Raw genomic sequence first — 22,353 nt, 5'->3', positions numbered from 1 at the left:
TTTGAGCCTGCGGAGGGACAGCCATGAAGTACAGCGCCGAACTGATCCAGACGATGCGCGATGCGTTGGATGCGGTCATGGCAAGCGTACCGGCGGATCAATCCGTGTTCGGTCTCAAGGCCGCTGTTGCGGAATGCATCCTGCGAGCCGCGGCTCACGGCCAGACCTCGTTCGACGGGTTCGTGACGTCGGCATCCGATCAGCTTCAGTCGATCATCTCGATGCTGACCTAGGCGATCGGGATGCGCGCGACCGTCGCGTTCGCCTTGCCGCGCGGTGCGCTGATGATGCAATCGCTCGGGCCGACGGTTCTCTCAGGGTAGCGATACGACCCGTAGATTGTTGGTTGTTCCCGCTTGTCCAAAGGGAATGCCGGCGACCACGACCAGCAGATCGCGGCTCGATGCAAACTGCTCTGCTTGCGCGAATGTAGTTGCGCGCTCGACCATCTCCTCATAGCTCTGAACGTCGTCGGAAAGCACGCTGTGAGCGCCCCAAAGCAGGCACAGGCGGCGGGACACTTCGCGGCTTGGGGTGATGGCGAGGATCGGGCGGCTCGGCCGCTTGCGCGCGACGCGTGCGGCCGTGGTGCCGCTCGATGTATAGGCCACAATGGCTGCGGCGTGAACGACGGAGGCGAGATCGGCCGCTGCCGTGGCCACGGCATGCGGTGGCGTTTGCTCTTCGCCGGGCTGGGTCGCCTCGACGATCGAGCGGTACATCTTGTGTTGTTCGGTGCTGCGGATGATGCGGTCCATCATCTCGACCGCCTCGCGCGGATATCGGCCTGTCGCGGACTCCGCCGACAGCATCACTGCGTCTGCGCCGTCATAGATGGCGGTCGCAACATCGGAGACTTCCGCACGCGTCGGCGTCGGGGCTGCGACCATCGAGTCCAGCATTTGCGTGGCGACGATCACGGGCTTCACCGCGAGACGGCAGGCCCGCACCAACTCCTTCTGGCGCCCCGGCACGTCCTCATGCGGGATTTCGACGCCGAGATCTCCCCGCGCAACCATGATGGCGTCACACAGCTGGATGATATCGTCGATCCGTTCGAGCGCGGCAGGTTTCTCGATCTTGGCCATCAGGCCGGCACGGTCCCCGACGAGGCCTCGCGCCTCGATGATGTCCGAGGGCTTCTGCACGAACGACAGAGCAACCCAATCCACGCCAAGTTTCAGGCCGAACTCCAGATCGAGGCGATCCTTCGCGGTCAGCGGTGAAAGATCGAGGACCGTACCCGGCAGATTGACGCCCTTGTGATTCGAGATCGTGCCGCCGACGATCACCTTGGCTTCGATGAAATCGTCACCGAGCCCGGTAACGCGAACGCGGACCCTGCCGTCGTCGATCAGAAGGTCATGGCCGGGGGCAACGGCGGCAAAGATCTCCCGATGCGGGAGGGGAATTGCGGTTCGGTCGCCTTCCGATCCGGACAAGACGAACCGAATGGTCTCTCCGGCCATTGCGGCGATCTTTCCATCGCGCAAGGTGCCGACGCGGATCTTCGGGCCCTGGAGGTCCATCAGGATGCCGATCGGCCGGCCGACATCCTGTTCCAGCTTTCGGATCGCCGCGTGAATGCGTGCGTGATCGCTCTGCGTTCCGTGACTGAAGTTCAGGCGGAACGTATCGACGCCAGCCAGCAGCAGCGCCTCGAGCATCTCGGGGGAACTGCTTGCTGGACCAACGGTTGCAACGATCTTGGCTCGTCGATGACGGCGCATGGATCACCTCGTCGGTGGGTTGCCGGCTGCGATCAGCACGGCACGGATATCATTGACGTTCGTAAGCGTCGGCCCGGTGCGCACGAGGTCTCCAAGGCGGTCGAAGAACGTATAGCTGTCATGGGCAGCCAGATGCGCCCGTGCGTCAAGCAGATTCGCGGCGGCGCGCCGCAGCGTATCCGGACCGATCAAAGCGCCAGCCGCATCTTCCGTTCCATCAATTCCATCGCTGTCGCCCGCAATAGCCCAGATATCGGATGCGCCGGACAGGGCGACGGCAAGCCCCAGCAGGAATTCGGTGTTGCGGCCGCCGCGTCCCGCCGGCCCGCGCCCGATCGTCACCGTCGTCTCGCCTCCGGACAGCAGCACCGCGGGGGCAGGGCCCGGCTGCGCATGTCTCGCGACCGACCGGGCGATGCCGGCCATCACGGTTCCGAGTTCCCGCGCCTCGCCCTCGATCGCGTCGCCGAGGATGATCGGCGTCAGGCCTTCGTCCCGGGCGGCGTTGGCCGCGGCGTCAAGCGCATGGAATGGAGCGGCAAGGATGCGGACGTCGGCATCAATCTCGCCGGGCTTGGGTGTCTCGTCCGCTTGTTCAAGCACAAGCCGCGCCGCTTCCGGCAGGTCGATGGCAAACCGGCCAACGATCTCCACCGCAGCGGCTTTCGTGCTGCTGTCCGGCAGCGAGGGACCGGAGGCAATCGCCGCGGGATCGTCGCCGGGAATGTCTGAGATCACAAGGGTCGTGACGCGGGCGGGACGGGCGGCCAGCGCCAGCCGACCGCCCTTGATCGCGGACAGATGTTTGCGGACGACGTTCATCTCGGCAATCGTCGCGCCGCTTGCAAGGAGTGCCCGGTTGACCGCCTGCTTGTCGGCGAGAGTCATCGGAGATGCCGGCAGGGTCATCAGCGCCGAGCCACCGCCGGACATCAGGGCGATGACGAGATCGTCTGCAGAAAGCCCCTCGACGGCGCGCAGCATGCGAAGGGCAGCGGCCTTACTCGTGTCATCCGGCACGGGGTGAGACGCTTCGAGCACTTCGATACGGCCGGCTGGAACCGAATGGCCGTGGCGCGTGACGACGACACCCGAAAGCTCGACGTCAGGCCATGCCGCGTCGAGGCCCGCAGCCATTGCCGCCGACGCCTTCCCCGCGCCGACGACGATGCATCTGCCCTTCGGCTTTGCCGGCAGGGCGTCGGCAATCGTGATCCTTGGATCGGCGCTCGCGATGGCGGCGCCGAAGATTCGCCGCAGGGCGGTCCGAGCCCGCACATCCGTCCATCTGTCGTTCAATCGCTTGCGCTCCGGCCGATAGGTCTCTTGTTATGGCGCCTTCTCGAGACGGTCGTAAGACACGGGTGCCTCCAGTCGACCGCCTTCACCGGGAAAGACCTTTGCGCGAGCGATTGCGGCACTTGCCGTCGCTTCACTGCCGAGAATGAACGCGCGCCGCATCGGCTTGATCAGGAACAACGCGGTGAGGGCAGCGGTCGCATTGAGTGCAACCGCGACGATGAACACGGCTTGCCAGCCGAGCTGGGAAGAGATGATGCTCGCGAGCGGCACGAGCAGCGCCGCCGTGCCCTTCGCAGTGTAGAGCATGCCGTTGTTGGTGGTTGCGTATTTGGCGCCGAACGTGTCGCCCGACGTCGCCGGAAACAGGCTGTAGATTTCGCCGAAGACGCCGAAATAGATCGCCGTGGCCAGCACGAAGACAACCGGAATGTGACCGTAGGTGGACAGCGTCAGCAACATCAGCGCCGCTGTCGCGAACGCGATGAACATCGTGTGCTCGCGCCCGATATTGTCGGAGACCCAGCCAAAGAGCGGACGGCCGAAACCGTCGAAGACGCGATCGAGCGAGATGGCAAACGTCAGTGCCGCCATCTGGAAGCCCGCCAGGGTGACCGGCGTGTCCGCGATCTTGAAGTCATGCGCGATCGGCCCGATTTGCGCGGCGGTCATCAAGCCGCCGGAAGCCACCATGACGAACACCAGGTACATGACCCAGAAGATCGGGGTGCGCAGCACCTGGGGCGGGGTGTAGTCGATCGCGCTCTGCGGCAGATTGAGACGCTTTTTCCTTGGTGCTTCGACGCCATGCGGTGGCCGGACGAACCACGCCAGCAAGATGACGATGAGGCCTTGTCCGATCCCGAAGGTCAGGAAGGTGCTCTGGTAGCCGCTGGCGGCAATCATGTTGGCAATCGGTACGACGGTGAGGGCCGCACCGGCGCCAAACCCGGCGGCGGTTGCTCCTGCGGCCAGGCCGCGCCGGTCCGGAAACCATTTCAGGGCATTGCCGACGCAAGTGCCGTAGACGGCGCCGGCGCCAATGCCGGCGACGATCGCTGCCGCATAAAGCGTGACGAGAGAGGAGGCGTATGAGTTCATGACCCAGGCCAACCCGATCATCAGGCCGCCGAACATGATGACGATGCGGGGGCCGTATTTGTCCACGAACCAGGCCTCCACCGGCACAAGCCATGTCTCCGTCATCACGAAAATCGTGAAGGCGAGCTGGATGGCCGGACGACCCCAGTGAAACTTCGCGTCGATCGGATCAACGAACAGCGTCCAGCCATATTGCAGGTTGGCGATCATCGCCATGCAGACGATGCCGATCGCCAGTTGCAGCCAGCGGAAGCCGCCGGGCGATGATGCCGGGTTCGTGGAGATCATGTACGCTCCTAAGGCAGATAATCGTCGTTTGGGCCGGCTGCGTCGGGTTGTCGTCCCGCCGCAGCCTACTGACGGAATTCGTTGGTCAACTCGCCGATTCCGTCGATCGCGACGGTGACCGTGTTGACGGGCTCCTTCATCACCCCGACGCCAATCGATGTCCCGCAGCAGATCAGGTCGCCCGGCAACAGCGTCATGTCGTGCGAGATCTTGCTGACCAGCGTCTGTGCGCTGAAGATCATGTCCGCGATCGGGTAGTTCTGGCGCTCGACGCCGTTCAGAATGGTGCGCACCACGAGGCGTGCGGGGTCGAGGCCTGACGCAATCACGGGGCCGAACGGGCCGTATCCATCGAAGCCCTTGGCCCGCGCCCATTGCGGGAAGGTCGGGTCGCGATTGAGGATGTCCGCGGCGGTGACGTCGTTGGTGCAGGTGTAGCCGAAGATGAAGGCGTCGGCCTGCTCGGGCGCGACCGCCGTGCAGCTCTTGCCGATGACGATGCCGAGCTCGCCTTCGTAGGTCGTCTTGCCATCATAGCCCAAGGGGCGCCTGATGACGGCGCCAGGCGCGGTGACGCTGGTCGGCGCCTTCAACAGGTACAACGGTTCGGCAGGCTCAGGTGATTTCAGCTTCTCCGCAAGCGCGTGAAAATTATTCCAGAGCGCGATGACCTTGCTCGGTTGCGTCGGGGCGAGCAACTCGACGTTGTCCAGCGCCAGCGTTTGTCCCGTCGGTCGCGGGTCGCCGAACATGTCCCCTTCGTGCACGGAGATGCCGGATGGGGTGAGTTGCCCGAAGCCGATTTCGGCATGGTGGCGGAAGCGGACCCAGCGCGTAACATTGGCCATCGGGATCACGCCACCGCCAGCGTTTCTGCTGCTGCGGCGCCGGCCGCCCCATCATAGAGACCGGCCAGCCTGGTGCGCTGCGCGACCAGGGCCAGCACCGCATCGAGGGCGGGCGTCGCGATATCAGTCATCCGGCCCATCTCCTGCACCACGGTGATCAACGGATCGATCTCGACCGGACGTCCGCGCTCGAGATCCTGCAGCATCGAGGTCTTGTGCGCGCCGACCTTGCGCGCACCTTCGATGCGGCGTTCGACATCGACCCGAAACTTGACGCCGAGGCTTTCCGCGATCGCCTGGGCCTCCAGCATGATCGCCCGGGACAGCGCGCGCGTGCCGGGATTGCTGCAGATCACGTCGAGGGTCGCGTGGGTGAGGGCGCTGATCGGGTTGAAACAGACGTTGCCCCACAGCTTGAGCCAAATCTCGTCGCGAATGCGGTCGAGGACCGACGCCTTCATGCCCGCGGCCACGAACAGCTCGGAAAGTTTCTGGACGTCGGATGTGATCTCGCCGGAGGGCTCGCCCAGCGGAAAGTTGTTGCCGTAGACATGGCGGATCACGCCGGGCGCCTCGATTTCGGTGGCGGGGTACACCACGCAGCCGATCGCGCGTTCGGGGCCGAGCTCGTTCCACTGCCGACCGCCAGGATCGATGCTCTCGAGCGTCGATCCTTCGTGCCGACCACCGTGCTTGTGGAAATACCAATAGGGAATGCCGTTAACAGCGGTGACGATGCGGGTCCGATCGCCGAGCAGCGGTCGCATCGGCTCGATGACCCCGGTGATCGAATGCGCCTTGAGGCAGATGATGACGTAATCTTGCTCGCCGAGTTCAGCAGGACTGTCCGTACAGCGAGGATGCACGACGCGCTCCTCGTCGCCGATCAGGAGCTTCAGGCCGTTCTGCCGCATTGCGGCGAGATGCGCACCCCGCGCGACCAGGCTGACATCGGCACCAGCGCGCATGAATTCGACACCGAGATAGCCGCCGATCGCGCCGGCGCCGTAGATGCAGATTCTCATTCGATCCTCGCAAGCAGAGTGGGGACACAGCAGGAGCCGCAGCGGCTCGAACCGAGTAGCGTGGTAATGGCCTTGGGTAAGTCCGTCAGGCCGCGCAGGCGGCTTCCTCGTAAGCAAGGGTGATGTCCCGCATGCTCACGACGCCGACGAGCCGGCCGTTGTCGATGACGGGGACATGGCGGATCCCATGACGGGCCATGAGGCGTTCGACATCCGTGAGCGCATCTTGCGAATTGCAGGACAGCAGCGGCCGCGGCGAAATGAACTGCGCGACTTTCATGGCAAGACCATTGGTGCCGCGCTCGGCGATCACAGCGACGACGTCGCGCTCGCTGAACATTCCGATCACGGCGGCGTCCTTGCTGCGCGAGGCGTTCCTGACCACGAGGGCGCCGACATTGCTCGCGTACATCAGGTTCGCCGCTATGCTCACGGTTTCGTTCGAGCCGATCGCCACCAGGTGCAGACTGTTGTTGCGAAGGATGTCCCCGACGTACATGGCAGCGTTCTCCCGGTTGCGTGATTAGGTCGTTTCGAAATAATCGTGGTATACATTATCCCAGATGTCAAACAAAAGAATCGGCGAGTTTTATAATAGAAATGGCAAAAATACTGACCTATTCGAGAGTTCGATCAGCTTGACTCTTGGGCGTTTTGGCATGCCATATGCCAACATGAGCGCTCATTCTGCATGGGCAATTTCGTTCTGAATCGCAACCGGTTAGGGTCAGGTCGTGATGAAAAGAGAGCCGATCCGGCGCAAGCCGTCCGATCCCGGACTTCGCGCGCAGCCGGAGCAGGACGTACGCGACGGCGGTGTTCAGTCCGTTGATCGCGCCATGCAAATCCTGGAGACACTTGCAGAGGATGATGAAGGCTATCGGCTGACCGATTTGGCGATCCGCACCGGCCTGTCGCCCTCGACCGTTCATCGTCTGCTGACCACGCTCGAGAACCGCAGGTTCGTGCAGTTCGACCGCGAGGAGTCCAAGTGGCACATCGGCGCGCAAAGCTTCGTGGTCGGCTCGACCTTCGTCCGCCGACGGAATTTTGCCGCGCAGGCGCTGCCTTATCTGCGCAAGCTGCGCGACCAGACCAGGGAAACGGCTAACCTTGCGGTGGTCGATGACGAATCCATCATCGTCGTGTCCCGCATTGAAAGCCGTGAGATCATGCGCTCGCTGACCAAGGTCGGCGGACGCGTCGCGATGATCGCCTCGGGAGTGGGCAAGGCGGTGCTGGCTACCTATTCCGATGCAGACGTCAACGCGATCATTCGCCGTCAGGGCATGCCGCGGCTGACGGAAAAGTCGATCGTACGGCCTGGCGAGTTGTTCAAGGAATTGGAGAACGTGCGGCGTCAGGGTTATGCGGTGGATGATGAAGAGGCGCGCCTCGGCCTGCGCTGCGTGGCCGCAGTCGTCTTCAACGATTGCAACGAGCCATATGCCGCGATCTCGGTATCGGGCATGGCGGACAGGCTGACGAACGAACGCTTGCCCGAGATCGGTACGATCGTGCATCGGATCGCAGCCGAACTCACGGCCGAACTTCGCGGGAACCACACGCAGCAAACGCAGGCGTAGGGCGGGCTGCAATTCCGTCCGCAACAATTTCCATTTCTACACTGACGCTAATCGTTTGAAGACGCGCAAGAAATCGCGAGCGTTGCCACAGCGCGGAAATTCCAATCGATTGCGTTGAGATCGATGCTCGCGGGCCTGATGATCCTGCTCAGGCCAACTCATAGCGAAGCGGGATCATCACATGAAGATGCGAGCAGTCGATGCAGCAGTGCGCATTCTCCAACGCGAAGGGATCACGTGCGCATTCGGCGTTCCCGGCGCGGCGATCAATCCGCTTTACTCCGCACTGAAGCGCAACGGCTCGATCCAGCATATTCTGGCGCGGCACGTCGAAGGCGCCTCCCATATGGCGGAAGGCTATACCAGGGCGAAGGCGGGCAATATCGGCGTCTGCATCGGCACATCGGGTCCCGCCGGCACCGATATGATCACCGGCCTCTACTCGGCGATCGCTGATTCCATTCCGATCCTCTGCATCACCGGTCAAGCGCCGCGGGCGCGGCTCTACAAGGAGGACTTCCAGGCCGTCGACATCGAGGCGATCGCAAAGCCGGTGACGAAATGGGCCGTCACCGTGCGCGAACCGGCGCTGGTGCCGCGCGTGTTCAGCCAGGCTTTCCATGTCATGCGGTCGGGGCGGCCGGGACCGGTGCTGATCGACCTTCCGCTCGACGTGCAACTGGCCGAGATCGAGTTCGACGACGAGACCTATTCAGCGCTGCCGGTCTACAAGCCGACGGCGACGCGCAAGCAGATCGAGAAGGCGCTCGAGATGCTGAACGCCGCGGAGCGGCCGCTGATTGTGGCCGGAGGCGGCGTGATCAACGCCGATGCATCCGAGCTGCTGGTCGCCTTCGCCGAAGCGGTCAACGTTCCGGTCGTCCCGACGCTGATGGCCTGGGGCGCTATTCCTGACGATCACGCGCTGATGGCAGGTATGGTCGGCTTGCAGACCAGCCATCGCTACGCCAACGCCACGATGCTCGAATCCGATTTCGTGCTCGGCATCGGAAACCGCTGGGCCAACCGGCATACCGGCTCGATCGAGACCTACACGAAGGGCCGCAAATTCGTGCATGTCGACATCGAGCCGACACAGATCGGACGGGTCTTCAATCCGGACCTCGGTATCGTCTCGGACGCCAAGGCTGCGCTGGAGATGTTCGTGAGCGTCGCCCGGGAGTGGCGGAAGTCCGGGAGGCTGCGCGATCGGCAGGCCTGGCCCGCCGCCTGTCGCGACCGCAAGCGTTCGATGCTGCGCAAGAGCCACTTCGACAACATTCCGATCAAGCCGCAGCGCGTCTACGAGGAGATGAACAAGGCCTTTGGCCGCGACACCTGCTACGTGACCGTGATCGGATTGTCGCAGATCGCTGGGGCCCAGTTCCTCAACGTCTACAATCCGCGCAACTGGATCAACGCTGGCCAAGCCGGTCCGCTCGGCTGGACACTGCCGGCCGCGCTCGGTGTGCGTGCCGCCGATCCCGACCGCGAGATTGTCGCGCTGTCGGGTGACTACGACTTCCAGTTCCTGATCGAGGAGCTCGCGGTCGGGGCGCAATTCAATCTGCCCTACATCCACGTCGTCGTGAACAATTCATATCTCGGCCTGATCCGGCAGGCGCAGCGCGGCTTCGACATGGACTATCACGTCCAGCTCTCGTTCGAGAACATCAACGCGCCCGAGATCGGCGGTTACGGCGTCGACCATGTGGCCGTCGCAGAGGGTTTGGGCTGCAAGGCGATCCGGGTCACCGATCCGAACGACGCGCAGGCGGCGTTCGCGACCGCACGCGAGCTGATGGCGAAGCATCGCGTGCCCGTGGTGGTGGAGTTCATTCTCGAGCGGTTGACCAATATCGCCATGGGAACGGAGATCGACAACATCGTCGAGTTCGAAGAGGTGCTCGATCTTCCGCTCGATGACGTGCCGAGCGCATCACGATCCGGCACGCTGTTGCCGGCCTGACCACATCTTTCAGCGCTTCAAGCGGAGATACGACCCGTGCCTCAATTTGCCGCCAACCTCACCATGCTCTTCAACGAGCTGCCATTCCTTGATCGGTTCGCGGCCGCCAAGGCGGCCGGCTTCAACGCAGTCGAGTATCTTTTTCCTTATGACTTCGAAAAGGGCGCGTTGCGGGAGGAATTGGCGCGCTGTGGGCTGACCCAGGTGCTGCACAATCTTCCGGCCGGCAACTGGGCCGCCGGCGAGCGTGGCATTGCGATCCTGCGCAATCGGGTCGATGAATTTCGCGACGGCGTGGGGCGCGCAATCGACTACGCAAAGGCGCTGGATTGCCGGCAGCTGAACTGCCTGGTCGGCATCGCTCCAGCCGATACGGATAGGGCAGACCTGCAGGAAGTCCTCGTGTCCAACCTGCGCTTCGCCGCCGGCGCGCTCGCCCAGCACGGCATCAAGCTCCTGGTCGAACCGATCAACACGCTCGATATTCCCGGCTTCTTCCTGAGCCGTACGGAACAGGCGGTGCAGCTCATTTCCGAGGTGGGCTCATCCAATCTGTTCATCCAGTACGACATCTATCACATGCAGATCATGGAAGGTGATATCGCGCGGACCCTGCAGAAGCATCTCGGCCGGATCGCGCATGTCCAGCTCGCCGACAATCCGGGGCGTCATGAGCCGGGGACCGGTGAAATCAACTACTCGTATCTGTTCAAGCATCTCGACAGCATCGGGTATCGGGGCTGGATCGGGTGCGAATACAAGCCCCGGACGACCACGCTCGAGAGCCTCGGCTGGCACGCCGCGCAGACTTTCGTGACCTAGAGCCTGTTCCGTTCCGATTGAATCGGGACGGAGCTCTGGAATTTTACTTTGACGCGTTTTCTTCACGCGAGCCGAGAGTCGCTCGCCGGAAAAACGCCTTCATCCGGCTGACAGGGAGCAACGACAATGAAAGACATCGGATTCATCGGACTTGGCACCATGGGACGTCCGATGGCCGGCCACCTCCTGGCTGCCGGCTATCGCCTGTTCCTGCACGACGTCGTACCTGTTGCGCCTGAGTTGATCGCGGCGGGCGGCATCGCTTGCGAGTCCGCCAAGCAGGTGGCGCAGGAGGCGGACGCCGTGATCATCATGGTACCGGACACTCCGCATGTCGAAGCCGTGCTGTTCGGTCAAGGCGGCGTCGCGGAGGGCATCTCCAAAGGCATGATCGTGACGGATATGAGCTCGATCTCTCCGCTGGCGACGAAGGAGTTTGCACGTTGGATCGATGCGCTCGGGGCCGACTATCTCGACGCGCCGGTCTCCGGCGGCGAAGTTGGCGCAAAGGCGGCCAGCTTGACCATCATGGTTGGCGGGCGGGAGCGGGCGTTCAATGCGATGAAGCCCCTGTTTGAAACGATGGGGAAGAATGTCACGCATGTCGGCGGCAACGGCGACGGCCAGACTACCAAGGTTGCGAACCAGATCATCGTGGCGCTGACCATCGAGGCGGTGAGCGAGGCGTTGCTGTTCGCCTCCAAGGCCGGGGCCGACCCCGCGCTGGTGCGCCAGGCGTTGATGGGTGGCTTCGCGTCGTCGCGAATCCTCGAAGTGCACGGCGATCGCATGCTGAAGCGCAATTTTGATCCGGGCTTCCGCATTGAGCTGCATCAGAAGGATCTCAACCTCGCGCTGGAGGGTGCGCGCGCGCTCGGCTTGTCGCTGCCAGGCACTGCCGCAGCCCAGCAGCTGTTCAACGCCTGTACGGCCCTCGGCGGCAAAAGCTGGGACCATTCCGCTATTCTGAGGGCGCTGGAGGTCATGGCGGGCCACGAGGTCGCCGCTGCCTGAGCTTTATGCAAGGAATGAACGACAATATCGCGGGCTGGTCCGTGCGGGGGACGGTAACGCCTACCCGCCACGGATCAGGCGCCTGGCGCCCAAGTCGGTCGCTCGGGGTTCGGATCGCTTGCTGGGCATTTTCCGGTGTCCCTAGGGTGTCCCGTGAGGACGAACAAGGTTGTCCGCCCACACCTCGGCAATGTGAGACAGTGCCAGACCCGGCTTGCGCTCGAGCAGAAGTTCGAGCACGCGCGGCGGCGTCAGGGGTAATTCCTGCACCCGCTTTCCTGTCGCGTTGGCAACGGCGCAGGCGACGGCGGCGCCAACATTGAGGATCGGCACCTCGCCGGCGCCCTTGGTGCCGAGCGGCCCCATCGACGGCGCGCCCTCATAGAGGCTGATCTCCACCGGTACGACGTCGAGCGCAAGCGGTACGCGGTAGGTCTCGAAGCCGCTTTGACTGACACGGCCATTGCTGCCGATCGTCACCTCCTCGTGCAGGGCGTAGCCCAGGCCCTGCACGACGCCGCCCTGGATCTGGCCGTGGATTGCGCGTGGATTCAGCGCACGGCCGACGTCCTGGACCACGCGATAGCTTAGCACCTCGACATGCCCGGTCTCCGGATCGACGGCGACCTCGCAGTCGTGGACGGCGAAGACGGGGATGTCGATCGCGTCGATGAAATGACCGGCAACGCAACCGGGCATCGCCGGCACGCCGGCGCCGGTGAAGGCGCCGGTGCCGGCGACCGGTCCGCCCAGCGCTTGAGCGCGGGTCGCGACCTCAGCGACGGTGCGGCCGGAGCCCGGCGCACCCGCGATCTCGATCCGACCACCGCGCATGACGAGATCGCCGGGCGCGGCCTCGATCATCTCGGAGGCGATCCTCAAAAGCTTCGTGCGGACCTCCTGTGCCGCCGACAGGCTGGCGGCGCCGAGCGAGACGGTGGTGCGGCCGCCACCGACGCCGACATCATAACCGGCGGCATCGGTATCGGCGGCGCGGACGATTACTTGCTCGGGCGCGATGCCGAGCGTGCTGGCAACGATCTGCGGCAGGCTCTGCATCATCGAGCCGGATCCGATCTCGACACCCGACGTGACCAGGGTCGCCGTGCCGTCGGCATTCATGTTCACCGTCGCGGCCGATGGGCCGACGAAGACGAACCAGGTGCCGACGGTGGTCGCGCGTCCAAGGAGCTTGCCGTCGGTGCGCGCCGGCAGCGGCGCTGCCGCGTCGCGCAACGTATCCATCCGGTCGAGCATCGGGCCGAGCACATCGCCTTCGAATACCTGGCCGGTGGCGCCGAGATCCTTGTCGCCGAGCACGTTGCGGCGCCGGAAAGCAAGCGGATTCATTCCGATCCGCGCTGCGATCTCGTCGGTGTGCCGCTCGAGCGCGAAGGTGTTGTAGACGCCATTGCAGCAGCGGAACGCGCCGTTCGGCGCCGTGTTGGTATAGACCGCGCGCGAGACCATGCGCACGCTGCCAAGCCTGTAGTTTCCGCCGAGCGTGTGTGCGGTCATGGTGGTCAGGAAGATCTGTTCGCCGCCATAGGCGCCGCAGTCCATCAGCACGACTGCCTCGCGGCCCACGATTTCTCCGTCGCGCGTCACCGCCGAGCGGATACGGATATCGGCGTTCTCGCGGAACAGGCAGGTCAGCATCTCGTCCTCGCGGGAATTGACGAGGCGAACCGGCCGGCCGCTGGCGCGGGCGAGGAGGGCGGCGAAGGGCTCAACCGCCAGATCGAATTTGAGACCGAAGCCGCCGCCGACCGGCGGCACAGTGACGCGCACTTGCGATGCCGGCACGCCCAACGCGCGCGCGGTTGCATTGCGGACGCTCCAGGGAACCTGCGTCGACGTCTCAATATGGAAGCGGCCGTCCTCGTAGCTTGCGACGACCGCACGCGGCTCGAAGGCCACGTGGTTCTGCCGGCCGACGCGATAGAAACTTTCGACGATCTCGACGTCAGGCCGCGCAAAGGCGGCGTCGACGTCGCCGCGGACGACGGTCGCCTCCCAGGCGACATTGCCCGCACGCGCGCCGCCTTCCACCAGGACCTCATAGCTGCGCCAGTCCGGATGAACCAGCCGCGAATCTGGTGCCAGCGCCTGCGCCATGGTCAATACTGCGGGGAGTTGTTCGATCTCCACGTCGATCGCCGCGAGCGCGGCCTGCGCCTGCGCCAACGTGACGGCTGCGACCGCGGCAAGCGGTTCGCCGTCGTAGCGAATGACATCGCGAGCGAACAGCGGATGATCAGCGATGCCGATGCCGATCATGCCGGGCGCGTCCGCCGCCGTCACGATCGCACGTACCCCCGGCATGCTGGCAGCCCTCGACGTGTCGAGACGAATGATACGGCCCGAGGGCACGCCAGCGCGCAGCACCGCGGCGTGCAGCATGCCCGGCAGATATCGATCGATGGTGTAGCGCGTGCGGCCACGCAGCTTGTCGGCGGCGTCCCGCCGGCGCAAATCCATCGTCGCGGAAACGTCGGACATGCTTGCGCCTCCCGATTATACCGTGGCCAAGGCGAGCAGCGTCGCCTCGACGATGCGTTCGTATCCCGTGCAGCGGCAGATGTTCCCGGTGAGTGCGGCCCGGATATCGTCACGGGTGGCGTCAGGCCGGGTCGTCAAGAGATGCGTCAGGCTCACCACCATGCCCGGAAAGCACATGCCGCATTGGACCGCATCACTGGCCTCGAGGGCCGCCTGGATGCGGTTCAGTTCGCCGTGAGGCGCAAGGCCTTCGACGGTGCGGATCTCGCGGCCATCGGCCAGCGCGGCGGGCAACAGGCACGATGGCGTCGGCTCGCCGTCGACCAGCACCATGCAGGCACCGCAAAAGCCTTCGCGACAGACCGGTTTCGCGCCGGTCAGATGCATCTCCTCACGCAGAATGTCGATCAGCGGCGTGGCTGGATCGGCCGCGGAAGAAAGATGATCGCCGTTTACGGTCAGCTTGAATCCCATGTCGATCCCCTCCAGTTCAGGAGCCAAGCGCTGCGATCGCAGCGCGGCGGACGAGACCGGGTAGCACGCTGACCCGATACCAGGCAGGGGCATCGACGCTGTCGCGGCCGACGAACTCATCCGCCAACGCGGTCGCACTCTGCGCCGCCTCCGCCGCATCGAGCGGGCGTCCGATCAGCGCTGCCTCGAGCCGTTCCCAACGGCGCGCCACCGGCTCGACTGAACCGACCGCGACGCGCGCCGCCTGGACACGGCCCGCTGCATCGATGCTGACCGACAGGCTGACGATGGCGACCGGGTAGTCACCCGATTTGCGCAGCGGCAGGCGGGCATGGGCGCTTCTGCGCGCCGCCCGCGGCAAGATGATCCGCGTCACCAGATGACCGGGGGGAAGGGACGATCGGATCTTCAGGAAATGCGCCAGGCCGATGCGCTCGCGGCCGTCGCGGGCGGACATTTCGACCTGGGCATCGAGGCAGAGCAGCGCCGGCACGCAATCCGCTGCGGTGAATTCCGATGTCGCAAGGTTGCCGCCGATCGTCGCCATCGCGCGGATCGCAGGATTGGCGGAGCCGCCGGCGGCGTCGACCAGGACCGCGAATTCCGCAAGATCGGCCAGGGCCGCCGCGAGTGCCGCATGCGTAACCGCCGCGCCGATCTCGATTGCATCGCTGCCGATACGAACCGCGGTCAGCTCGGCGATCTTGCCGATCGCGACATAGTGCGGCTTCAACCGCTCGTGGCGGATCGGTGACCGCATGATCCATGTGCCGCCGGCAAAGGCAGCGCCGGCCGCGCCGAATTCGCTCAATGCGTCGAGTGCGGAAGCGAGCGAGGGCGCGACGTAGATCGAGGCAGGTGCAGTCTCGCCCGCGACGCACTGCATGGGAGAACCCGTCGTCATTGGCGTCGCTCCAGTCGCAGGCGATCGAGCAGAACGCCGACGATGACGATCGCGCCGAGCACGACCATCTGGACGTATCCGTCGATCCGGGTGAGGTTCATGCCGTTGGACAGAATGGTGATGAACAGGGCGCCGAGCACCGCGGTGCCGACCCCACCGCGCCCGCCCGCCAGGCTTGTTCCGCCGACCACGGCGCCGGCAATCGCCTGCAGTGAAAGCGCCCCGCCGAGGTTCGGCTCGCCCGATCCGGTCCGCGCCGTCATCATGATCGCCCCGAGCGCCGCAAGCCCGGAGCACAGCACATAGGTCGCGATCAGAGTGCGCTTGACCGGCAGGCCGGCGACCGCCGCTGCGCGCGGGTTGGTGCCGATGAGGTAGAGCGAACGGCCGAACACCGTCCGCGTCAGGGTCCAATGGAGCACGGCGCCGACCCCGATCGTGATCGCGATGGCCGCCGGAATACCGAAGACGCTGCCGCCGTAGAAGATCTGCGAGAACGGCGTCGGCACGCCTTGCACGGGCCTTCCCGACGACAGCGTGGTCGCAATCCCGATCGCGATGTTGTAGCTGCCGAGCGTTGCGACGAAGGGGTTGACCCCGAGCAGTGCAATAACCACGCCGTTGAAGAGCCCGCACGCGGTGCCGAGCGCGAAGCCGGCAGCGAGCCCGGCGAGCAGCACGACGCCTGTACCATGACCCGACGCCGTGGCGCCGGCCATCGCCAGCGCGGTGCCGACGCTCACCATCGATACGGTCGGGCCGAGTGCGAGGTCGAAGCCGCGCGTCAGGATCACCACGGTCTGGGCCATCGCGAACAGGGCCAGATAGCTGGTCTGCTGCGCGATGTTGAGCAGGTTGGCCGGCGACAACACGCCGCGGTCGACCGCGGCGAAGCCGAGCAACAGGGCCACCAATGCGACCGGCAGCACTGCGCTCCAGAGCCAGCGACCCGGCGCCAATTTCGGGCGATCCGCGTTCTTGGCGGCGACGGACAATTCGAGGTCAGACACGAGCCTTGCTCCGTCGGCTGAGTTCGTCCAGCGCCACGGCCGCGACCATGATGACGCCGAGGAAGACCGGCTGCAGCCGGGAGTCGACGTGCAGGAGGTTGAGCGCATTGCCCAGGATGGTCAGGAACAGGGCGCTGATGGTGACGATTTCGATGCGCCCGACGCCGCCGCGCAAGCTCACGCCGCCGATCACGGCGGCCGCGATCGATTGCAGCATCATCCGATCGCCGCCGAAGCTGGCCTGGCCGGAGCCGACCTGCGCGGTCAACAGGATGCCGGTCAATGCCGCAAGCATGCTCGAGACAACGTAGGTGCCGACGACGTGGCGCTGGATTGATACGCCCGAAACGATGGCCGCATCGACATTGCCGCCGATCGCGTAGACGTAACGGCCGAACAGCGTGCGCCGCTGCGCAAACACCATCACGATGATGATGACCAGCGCCACGTGGACGGCGGTCGGCAGGCCGAGCGCCTGGGCGCGCCCAAAGCCCTTCACGAAGATATCGGGCATGCCGTAAACCGGGATTCCGTTGGTGATCATCAGGCCGACGCCCGCAGTCGCCGACATCGTGCCCAGGGTCACCACAAAGCCGGATACCTTGAGCTTCGCCACGCAGAAGCCGTTGACGAGCCCGACTACGGCCCCGGAGCCGAGTCCGGCCGCCATCCCGCTGGCAATGATGAGGGCGTTGTTGCCGGGAAACGCGGTGGCTGCGGCGGCCATGGTCTTGGCGGTGACGACGCTCGCGAGCGCCACGACGGCGCCGACCGAAAGATCGAAGCCGCCTGCGATGATGACCAGCGCCTGACCGCAGGCGACGATCGCGAGCAGCGACGCGTTGCGCAGGATGTTGAGGATGTTGATGATGCCGTAGAACTGCGGATCGACCGCCGACATGCCGGCGACGAGCAAGACCAGCAGGGCTGGCAGGAACCCGACACGGCCTGCGAACGATCGCAAGCCGATCGCGCCTTGCGCGTTTGCGGTGACCAGCGCGGTGTTCACGCGACCTCCGCGGCGAGATGGTCGCGGAAGAAGCTGGACAGCACGTTCTGCTCGGTCTTCTCGGCGCCCCTCAGCTCGGCGGCGACGCGGCCGTGATGCATGACGTAGAGCCGGTTCGACAGCGCCAGAACCTCCGGCAATTCCGACGACACCACGATCACGGCGGCGCCGGCCTCGACCAGCCGCTTCATGAACTGGTAGACCTCGAGCTTGGCGCCGACGTCGATCCCGACGCTCGGCTCGTCGAACAGGAACACGGTCAGCTCACGCGTGAGCGCGCGTGCCAGCATCACTTTTTGACGGTTGCCGCCGGACAGCGCGCCGGCGCTCCGTTCGATGTTCGGCGGCCTCAGCTGCAACCGCTCCATGATGTCCGCGATCGTGGCGCGTTCGGCGGCTTGCCGCAGCACGCCGAAGCGCGCGAACGCGGGCAGGTCGAGCACCGTCATGGATGCGTTCTCGCGGATCGGACGGGACAGCGCGAGCCCTTCAGCAACCCGATTGGCAGGGAAATAGGCGATGCCGCGCTTGAGGCTTTGCCTCGGGGTCGGGAATTCGTAAGGCAGGCCGTCGATCCGGATCACGCCTGATGCCGCGGGCTCGATGCCGTAGACCGCGCGGATCAGCTCCGATTTGCCGCAGCCGACGAGACCGGCGATGCCGGTGATCTCGCCGGCGCGGGCATGGAAATTCACCTCCTGAACGCTGCCGTCCGCGAGCGTCAGGTTTTCGATGTCGACCATCACCTTGTCAGGCCGGTGGCCGATGGCCGGGAACAGCAGGTCGATCCTGCGGCCGGTCATCAGCTCCACCAACTCGCCGTCGGTCGAGCCGGCGGCGTCGAGGGTCTGGATGTGGCGGCCGTCGCGCAGCACCGTCACACGGTCGGCGAGGGCACGGATTTCGCGCATGCGATGCGAGACATAGATCAGCCCGACATTCTGGCTCTTCAGGCGCGCGATCAGCTCGAACAGCCGTCCGGTCTCGCGCTCGGTCAACGAGGCGGTCGGCTCGTCAAGGATCAAAAGGCGGACGCGGCCGAGCAGGGCCTTGGCGATTTCGGCCATCTGCTGGTGCGCGCGGGAAAGGTCGTCGATCCGCTGCGCCGGATCGAGATCGAAGCCGAGCTCGTCGATCAGCGCCCTGGCGCGCTTGCGCATCTCGCGCGAGCGCAGCACGCCGCCATGCGTGACCTCGCGGCCAAGGAACAGGTTCTCTTCCACCGTGAGGCTCGGGATAAGCGAGAACTCCTGAAAGACCGGGCTGATGCCGATCGTGCGGGCCCGCTGCGGCGTGAGATGATGAATCTCCTCGTCGCCGAAATGGAACGTGCCTTCGTCCGGCGGAAACGTTCCCGAGACGACATTGATCAGGGTCGATTTGCCGGCGCCGTTCTCGCCGAACAGGACATGAAGCTCGCCGGCACGAACGTCGAGGTCGACCCGGTCGAGCGCGCGAACGCCGGTGAAGCGCTTTGATATCCCCCGCAATCGAAGCAGAGGCTCGGCAGGCTTCGGGTCGATCTCGACATCCATCCGCGTCTCCGTTGGCCGTGAGCAAGACGGGCGGGAGCAGGTGCTCCCACCCGGCACCATTCGCGAGCGGCTTACTTGGCCTTGACCGAATAGACCGGTGTCCAACTCGCCGGCGCCAGCACGAGGTCCATCTGCAATTTCGGTACGGTGGTCTTGTCGATGACAGCGGCGATCGGCTGGACAAGGCTCATGACCGGCTTCTTCTCGATGAGACGCACTGCCTGATCGATCGCGACGGCGCCTTCTCCGACCGGATACTGGGTTGCGAAGGCGAGGATGTCGCCGCGGTTGAGCGCATCGAGCATGGCCTGGTTTTCGTAAGACGATACGATCTTCAGGTCGCTTCGGCCGGCCTCGGCAACGGCGCCGATGGCGGCTTCAGCGGTGGGGGCGGTGCCCCAGATCACGTTCATGCCGGGATAGGCCTGCAAGGCGTCCTGAATGAGCTGAAGCTGCACGGCGACGCCGGAGTCGCCGAATTTCTCGGCCAGAATCTGGGCGTTCGGGTTCTTGGCAACGGCCTTCTTGAAGCCTTCGTTGAACGACTCCGCCCAGCCAGAGCCGGCCGGACCGGGGAACGTCACGATGTTGAGCTTGTCGCCAGGCTTGGATTGCGCCAGCAGGCCGGCGCCGGTGACTTCGCCCATGGCGACGAAGTCGACGTAGTTGGCCGCGGGCAACGCGTTCGGCGGCAGCGGGTTGGTGACGCCGACGACCGGAACGCCCTTGGCCTTGGCTTCCTCGAACTTCTTGCTGAGGCCTGCGCCGGAGATGGCGCCGACGATGATGGCGTCCGGTCCGCTCGCCATGCAGTCATCGAATTGCGACAGCTGTTTCGGCAGGTTCTCGTAACCTCCGGCCTCGTAGAGGTTCATGTTGACGTTCATCGCCTCGGCCTGTTTGACGATGCCATAGGCGACGGCGACCCAGAAACTGTCCTTCATGTGCGGAAACAGCACGCAGAGCCTGTAGGGCTTCTCGGCCTTCGGCAGCGGCGTGTACTCGGCCGGCTTCGGTGTGCCGGACGACGCGTCGTAGACCTTCATCGGAAACCACGGCGTCTCGGCCGCAGCCGGCGCGACCGCAGCGGCAAGGGCGAGGCCTGCGGCAAGGCCGAGTGCGGGGCGGATTGGCCAAACTGAATTGGGGGAAAGGCACGTCGTACTCGTCATAGCACAATCCTCATGGCTCGAATGAAAGTGGAGGGGCGGTGTCGGATCCAGTTCTTCGTGAACGCTCTGTGCGGCTTGCCGGCGTCGCGGCCGGCGATGGCATTCAGCCTGCTTTCCACGTTGCGACCGAGCGCCGCTCGAACACCTCGCGGAACTGGCGCGTGGATTCGGGAAGCAAGGCACCGGTGCCCCAATCGAGGATCACCGCGTGCTTGCGGATCGCGTCGAGCGCGTCGATTGCCCCGCTGCGATAGCGTTGCGCCACCAGCTCCGGATCGAGCCGGACATTGGCGACGCGCTCGGAGCGGATCTTCGCACGGAGCGCCTCGGTCGCGACCTTGTCGACCTCGTAGTTGCAGAGCTCGGCGTCGATGGTGTGCACCACGACGCCATAGTCCTTGGCGGCACGCTCGACCGAGACATAGTCGTCCTTGATATCCTCGACGACGAGGTTCGGATCGCGCTCCAGCGGATCGCCAAACCCGCCGCCGCCGGCGGTCGGACGCGAGAAAGTGTCGCCTTCGCCGATCGGGACGTCCGAGAAGATCGAGCCGAGCCGCTCCGCGGCCGTGCTGCCGGCGCGCTTCAGGGTCAGGCCGTGCGGCATCGACGGCAGGCCGCCCTCGATGCCCCACACGATCGCACGCTCGCGGTCGCAGATATAGGAGATCACGGTTTTCTCGGCCTGCAGCATCCGCGACGTCTTCACCACGCCGGCGCCGCCGCGCCACTTGCCGGGGCCGGGCGAGTCCTTGAGGATCTCGCATTCCGTGGTCAGGATCGGGTTGGCGCGCTCCTGGCCTTCGACCGGCTGCGACATCAGGCCGGTGCCGAAGCAGGCGGTCGTGACATTGCTGCCATCCTTGCCGTTGCGCCCACCCCAGCCGCCGGGCAGCCAGTCATAGAACATGAAGATCGGCTTGTCGGAGCTGCGGGCATCGAGCCCGCCGGTGAGCAGATATTCGAGATTGAACGCGCAAGCGAGCGCGCGCTCCGGCATCAGCTTCGACCACATTTCGTAGATCGAGTTCATGATCTTCTCGAACGGCATCAGAAAGCCGGTGACCGCGATCGGCCATTTGGCGTCGACGATCGATCCTTCGGGGGCGATGATCTCGAAGCAGCGGTAGAAACCGGAATTGAGCGGCAGGTCGGGGAAGAAAGTCTTCATGCCGGCGGCAACGGCGGAGAAGGTTGCACCGAACGCCGAATTGTAGATCGAGCCGATGGTTGGATGGCTGCCTGTGAAGTCGTAGATCGCGCGATCGCCCTTGATCGTCATCTTGATGCGGATCGGGATCATGCCTTCGCCGCCGGCCGGATCGCGGTCGATGAAGTCGACGGTTTCCCATTCGCCGTCCGGCAGCGCCGCGATGCGCTGGCGCGCCGAACGCTCCACATAGTCCTGGACGGCGGCAAGCCCGGTCTCGACGGTATCACGGCCATATTTGCCGACCAGCCGCAGGATCTCGCGTTCGCAGACGGCGGTGGCTTCGGCCTGTGCCTGGATGTCGCCGATGATCGAGGCCGGGTCGCGCGTGTTCGAGGCGATCAGATGCGCGACGTCCTTGCGCAGGCCGTTTTTGTCGAACAGGCGGACCGGCGTGATGCGCAGGCCCTCGCGGAACATCTCGCGGGCGGCGACGTCGAACGATCCCGGCACGCTGCCGCCGACGTCGGACCAGTGTCCGTTGGACTGGCTGAAAGCGATGATCTTGCCGTCGGCGAAGATCGGACGGATCAGCCGCACGTCGGAGAAGTGCGTGCCGCCGGCATAGGGATCGTTGATGGCGAAAACGTCGCCCTCATGCATGTCGCCTTCGAAATGGCGCATGACATCCTTGCAGGTGAAATGCAGCGTGCCGACGTGGACGGCAATATCCTGGTTGCCCTGCGCCGCGCATTCGCCGTTGGCGTCGTGCAGCGCGCTCGAGAAGTCGCGATTGTAGATGACGAAGGAGTAGCAGGTCCTCAGGACCTGCTCGCCCATCTGGTCGACGCTGGTGATGAAGGAGTTCTTCAAAACCTCGAAGGTCACGGGGTCGAGCGGGAGAGCTCCGGCCAT

General features: G+C 64.8%; 19 protein-coding genes. 5 read left to right on the top strand and 14 right to left on the bottom strand.

What is annotated here, in order from left to right; all coding sequences use genetic code 11:
* Nucleotides 1-23 precede the first annotated feature (23 nt).
* Nucleotides 24-233 carry a hypothetical protein gene (locus QA635_RS26525; RefSeq protein ID WP_283062309.1) on the top strand — a complete coding sequence of 70 codons (210 nt, stop codon included), beginning with the start codon at nucleotides 24-26 and terminating at the stop codon, nucleotides 231-233.
* Between the two features lie 81 nt (nucleotides 234-314).
* Here the strand turns inward: QA635_RS26525 and pyk are convergent, their stop codons facing one another.
* The 6 genes from pyk to QA635_RS26495 form a co-directional block, all read right to left on the bottom strand.
* Nucleotides 315-1,730, bottom strand: coding sequence for a pyruvate kinase (gene pyk, locus QA635_RS26520; RefSeq protein ID WP_229190207.1), 1,416 nt, complete (start codon nucleotides 1,728-1,730; stop codon nucleotides 315-317).
* A gap of 3 nt (nucleotides 1,731-1,733) precedes the next feature.
* The gene (locus tag QA635_RS26515; protein ID WP_283062308.1) at nucleotides 1,734-3,029 is read right to left on the bottom strand and encodes a glycerate kinase type-2 family protein; all 1,296 of its coding nucleotides are present in this window, start codon (nucleotides 3,027-3,029) and stop codon (nucleotides 1,734-1,736) included.
* A 30-nt stretch (nucleotides 3,030-3,059) separates the two neighbouring features.
* Complete coding sequence (gene oxlT, locus QA635_RS26510) at nucleotides 3,060-4,418, bottom strand: oxalate/formate MFS antiporter (protein ID WP_283062306.1); 1,359 nt, start codon at nucleotides 4,416-4,418, stop codon at nucleotides 3,060-3,062.
* Between the two features lie 65 nt (nucleotides 4,419-4,483).
* Nucleotides 4,484-5,266, bottom strand: a complete 783-nt coding sequence (locus tag QA635_RS26505) for a fumarylacetoacetate hydrolase family protein (RefSeq protein WP_283062304.1) — start codon at nucleotides 5,264-5,266, stop codon at nucleotides 4,484-4,486.
* Between the two features lie 5 nt (nucleotides 5,267-5,271).
* Nucleotides 5,272-6,291, bottom strand: a complete 1,020-nt coding sequence (locus QA635_RS26500; RefSeq protein ID WP_283062302.1) for a 2-dehydropantoate 2-reductase — start codon at nucleotides 6,289-6,291, stop codon at nucleotides 5,272-5,274.
* Between the two features lie 85 nt (nucleotides 6,292-6,376).
* The gene (locus tag QA635_RS26495; RefSeq protein WP_283062301.1) at nucleotides 6,377-6,790 is read right to left on the bottom strand and encodes a CBS domain-containing protein; all 414 of its coding nucleotides are present in this window, start codon (nucleotides 6,788-6,790) and stop codon (nucleotides 6,377-6,379) included.
* A 238-nt stretch (nucleotides 6,791-7,028) separates the two neighbouring features.
* On the opposite strand from QA635_RS26495, the gene QA635_RS26490 reads away from it, so the two are divergent.
* From QA635_RS26490 to QA635_RS26475, 4 genes are all read left to right on the top strand, one after another.
* The gene (locus tag QA635_RS26490; RefSeq protein WP_283062300.1) at nucleotides 7,029-7,877 is read left to right on the top strand and encodes an IclR family transcriptional regulator; all 849 of its coding nucleotides are present in this window, start codon (nucleotides 7,029-7,031) and stop codon (nucleotides 7,875-7,877) included.
* A gap of 181 nt (nucleotides 7,878-8,058) precedes the next feature.
* On the top strand, nucleotides 8,059-9,846 hold the full coding sequence (gene gcl, locus QA635_RS26485; RefSeq protein ID WP_283062299.1) for a glyoxylate carboligase: 1,788 nt from the start codon (nucleotides 8,059-8,061) through the stop codon (nucleotides 9,844-9,846).
* Between the two features lie 36 nt (nucleotides 9,847-9,882).
* Entirely contained in the window at nucleotides 9,883-10,668 is a 786-nt protein-coding gene (gene hyi, locus QA635_RS26480) for a hydroxypyruvate isomerase (protein ID WP_283062298.1), read from the top strand.
* Nucleotides 10,669-10,794: 126 nt separating this feature from the next.
* The gene (locus QA635_RS26475) at nucleotides 10,795-11,682 is read left to right on the top strand and encodes a 2-hydroxy-3-oxopropionate reductase (protein WP_092084555.1); all 888 of its coding nucleotides are present in this window, start codon (nucleotides 10,795-10,797) and stop codon (nucleotides 11,680-11,682) included.
* Between the two features lie 141 nt (nucleotides 11,683-11,823).
* Here QA635_RS26475 and QA635_RS26470 read toward each other — a convergent pair whose 3' ends face one another.
* From QA635_RS26470 to QA635_RS26435, 8 genes are all read right to left on the bottom strand, one after another.
* Nucleotides 11,824-14,184, bottom strand: coding sequence for a xanthine dehydrogenase family protein molybdopterin-binding subunit (locus tag QA635_RS26470; protein ID WP_283062296.1), 2,361 nt, complete (start codon nucleotides 14,182-14,184; stop codon nucleotides 11,824-11,826).
* A gap of 15 nt (nucleotides 14,185-14,199) precedes the next feature.
* Nucleotides 14,200-14,658: a (2Fe-2S)-binding protein gene (locus QA635_RS26465; protein ID WP_283062295.1), complete on the bottom strand. Its 459-nt coding sequence runs from the start codon at nucleotides 14,656-14,658 to the stop codon at nucleotides 14,200-14,202.
* A 16-nt stretch (nucleotides 14,659-14,674) separates the two neighbouring features.
* The gene (locus QA635_RS26460) at nucleotides 14,675-15,562 is read right to left on the bottom strand and encodes an FAD binding domain-containing protein (protein WP_283062294.1); all 888 of its coding nucleotides are present in this window, start codon (nucleotides 15,560-15,562) and stop codon (nucleotides 14,675-14,677) included.
* Entirely contained in the window at nucleotides 15,559-16,572 is a 1,014-nt protein-coding gene (locus tag QA635_RS26455) for an ABC transporter permease (protein WP_283062292.1), read from the bottom strand. Before QA635_RS26455 ends, QA635_RS26460 begins: the two co-directional genes overlap by 4 nt.
* Complete coding sequence (locus QA635_RS26450) at nucleotides 16,565-17,581, bottom strand: ABC transporter permease (RefSeq protein ID WP_283062291.1); 1,017 nt, start codon at nucleotides 17,579-17,581, stop codon at nucleotides 16,565-16,567. Before QA635_RS26450 ends, QA635_RS26455 begins: the two co-directional genes overlap by 8 nt.
* A complete protein-coding gene (locus QA635_RS26445) occupies nucleotides 17,578-19,116 on the bottom strand; it encodes a sugar ABC transporter ATP-binding protein (RefSeq protein ID WP_225646058.1) in 1,539 nt (512 codons plus the stop codon). The genes QA635_RS26450 and QA635_RS26445 overlap by 4 nt, the downstream gene beginning before the upstream one ends.
* 71 nt (nucleotides 19,117-19,187) lie before the next feature.
* Nucleotides 19,188-20,288, bottom strand: a complete 1,101-nt coding sequence (gene torT / locus QA635_RS26440) for a TMAO reductase system periplasmic protein TorT (RefSeq protein ID WP_283062290.1) — start codon at nucleotides 20,286-20,288, stop codon at nucleotides 19,188-19,190.
* A gap of 103 nt (nucleotides 20,289-20,391) precedes the next feature.
* Nucleotides 20,392-22,353, bottom strand: a complete 1,962-nt coding sequence (locus QA635_RS26435; protein WP_253587232.1) for a hydantoinase B/oxoprolinase family protein — start codon at nucleotides 22,351-22,353, stop codon at nucleotides 20,392-20,394.

The organism is Bradyrhizobium brasilense (genome assembly GCF_029714345.1).
Classification (GTDB): Bacteria; Pseudomonadota; Alphaproteobacteria; order Rhizobiales; family Xanthobacteraceae; genus Bradyrhizobium; species Bradyrhizobium australafricanum.
The sequence above is the reverse complement of the archived record's forward strand: the minus strand, read 5'-3'. Positions and strand labels throughout refer to the sequence as shown.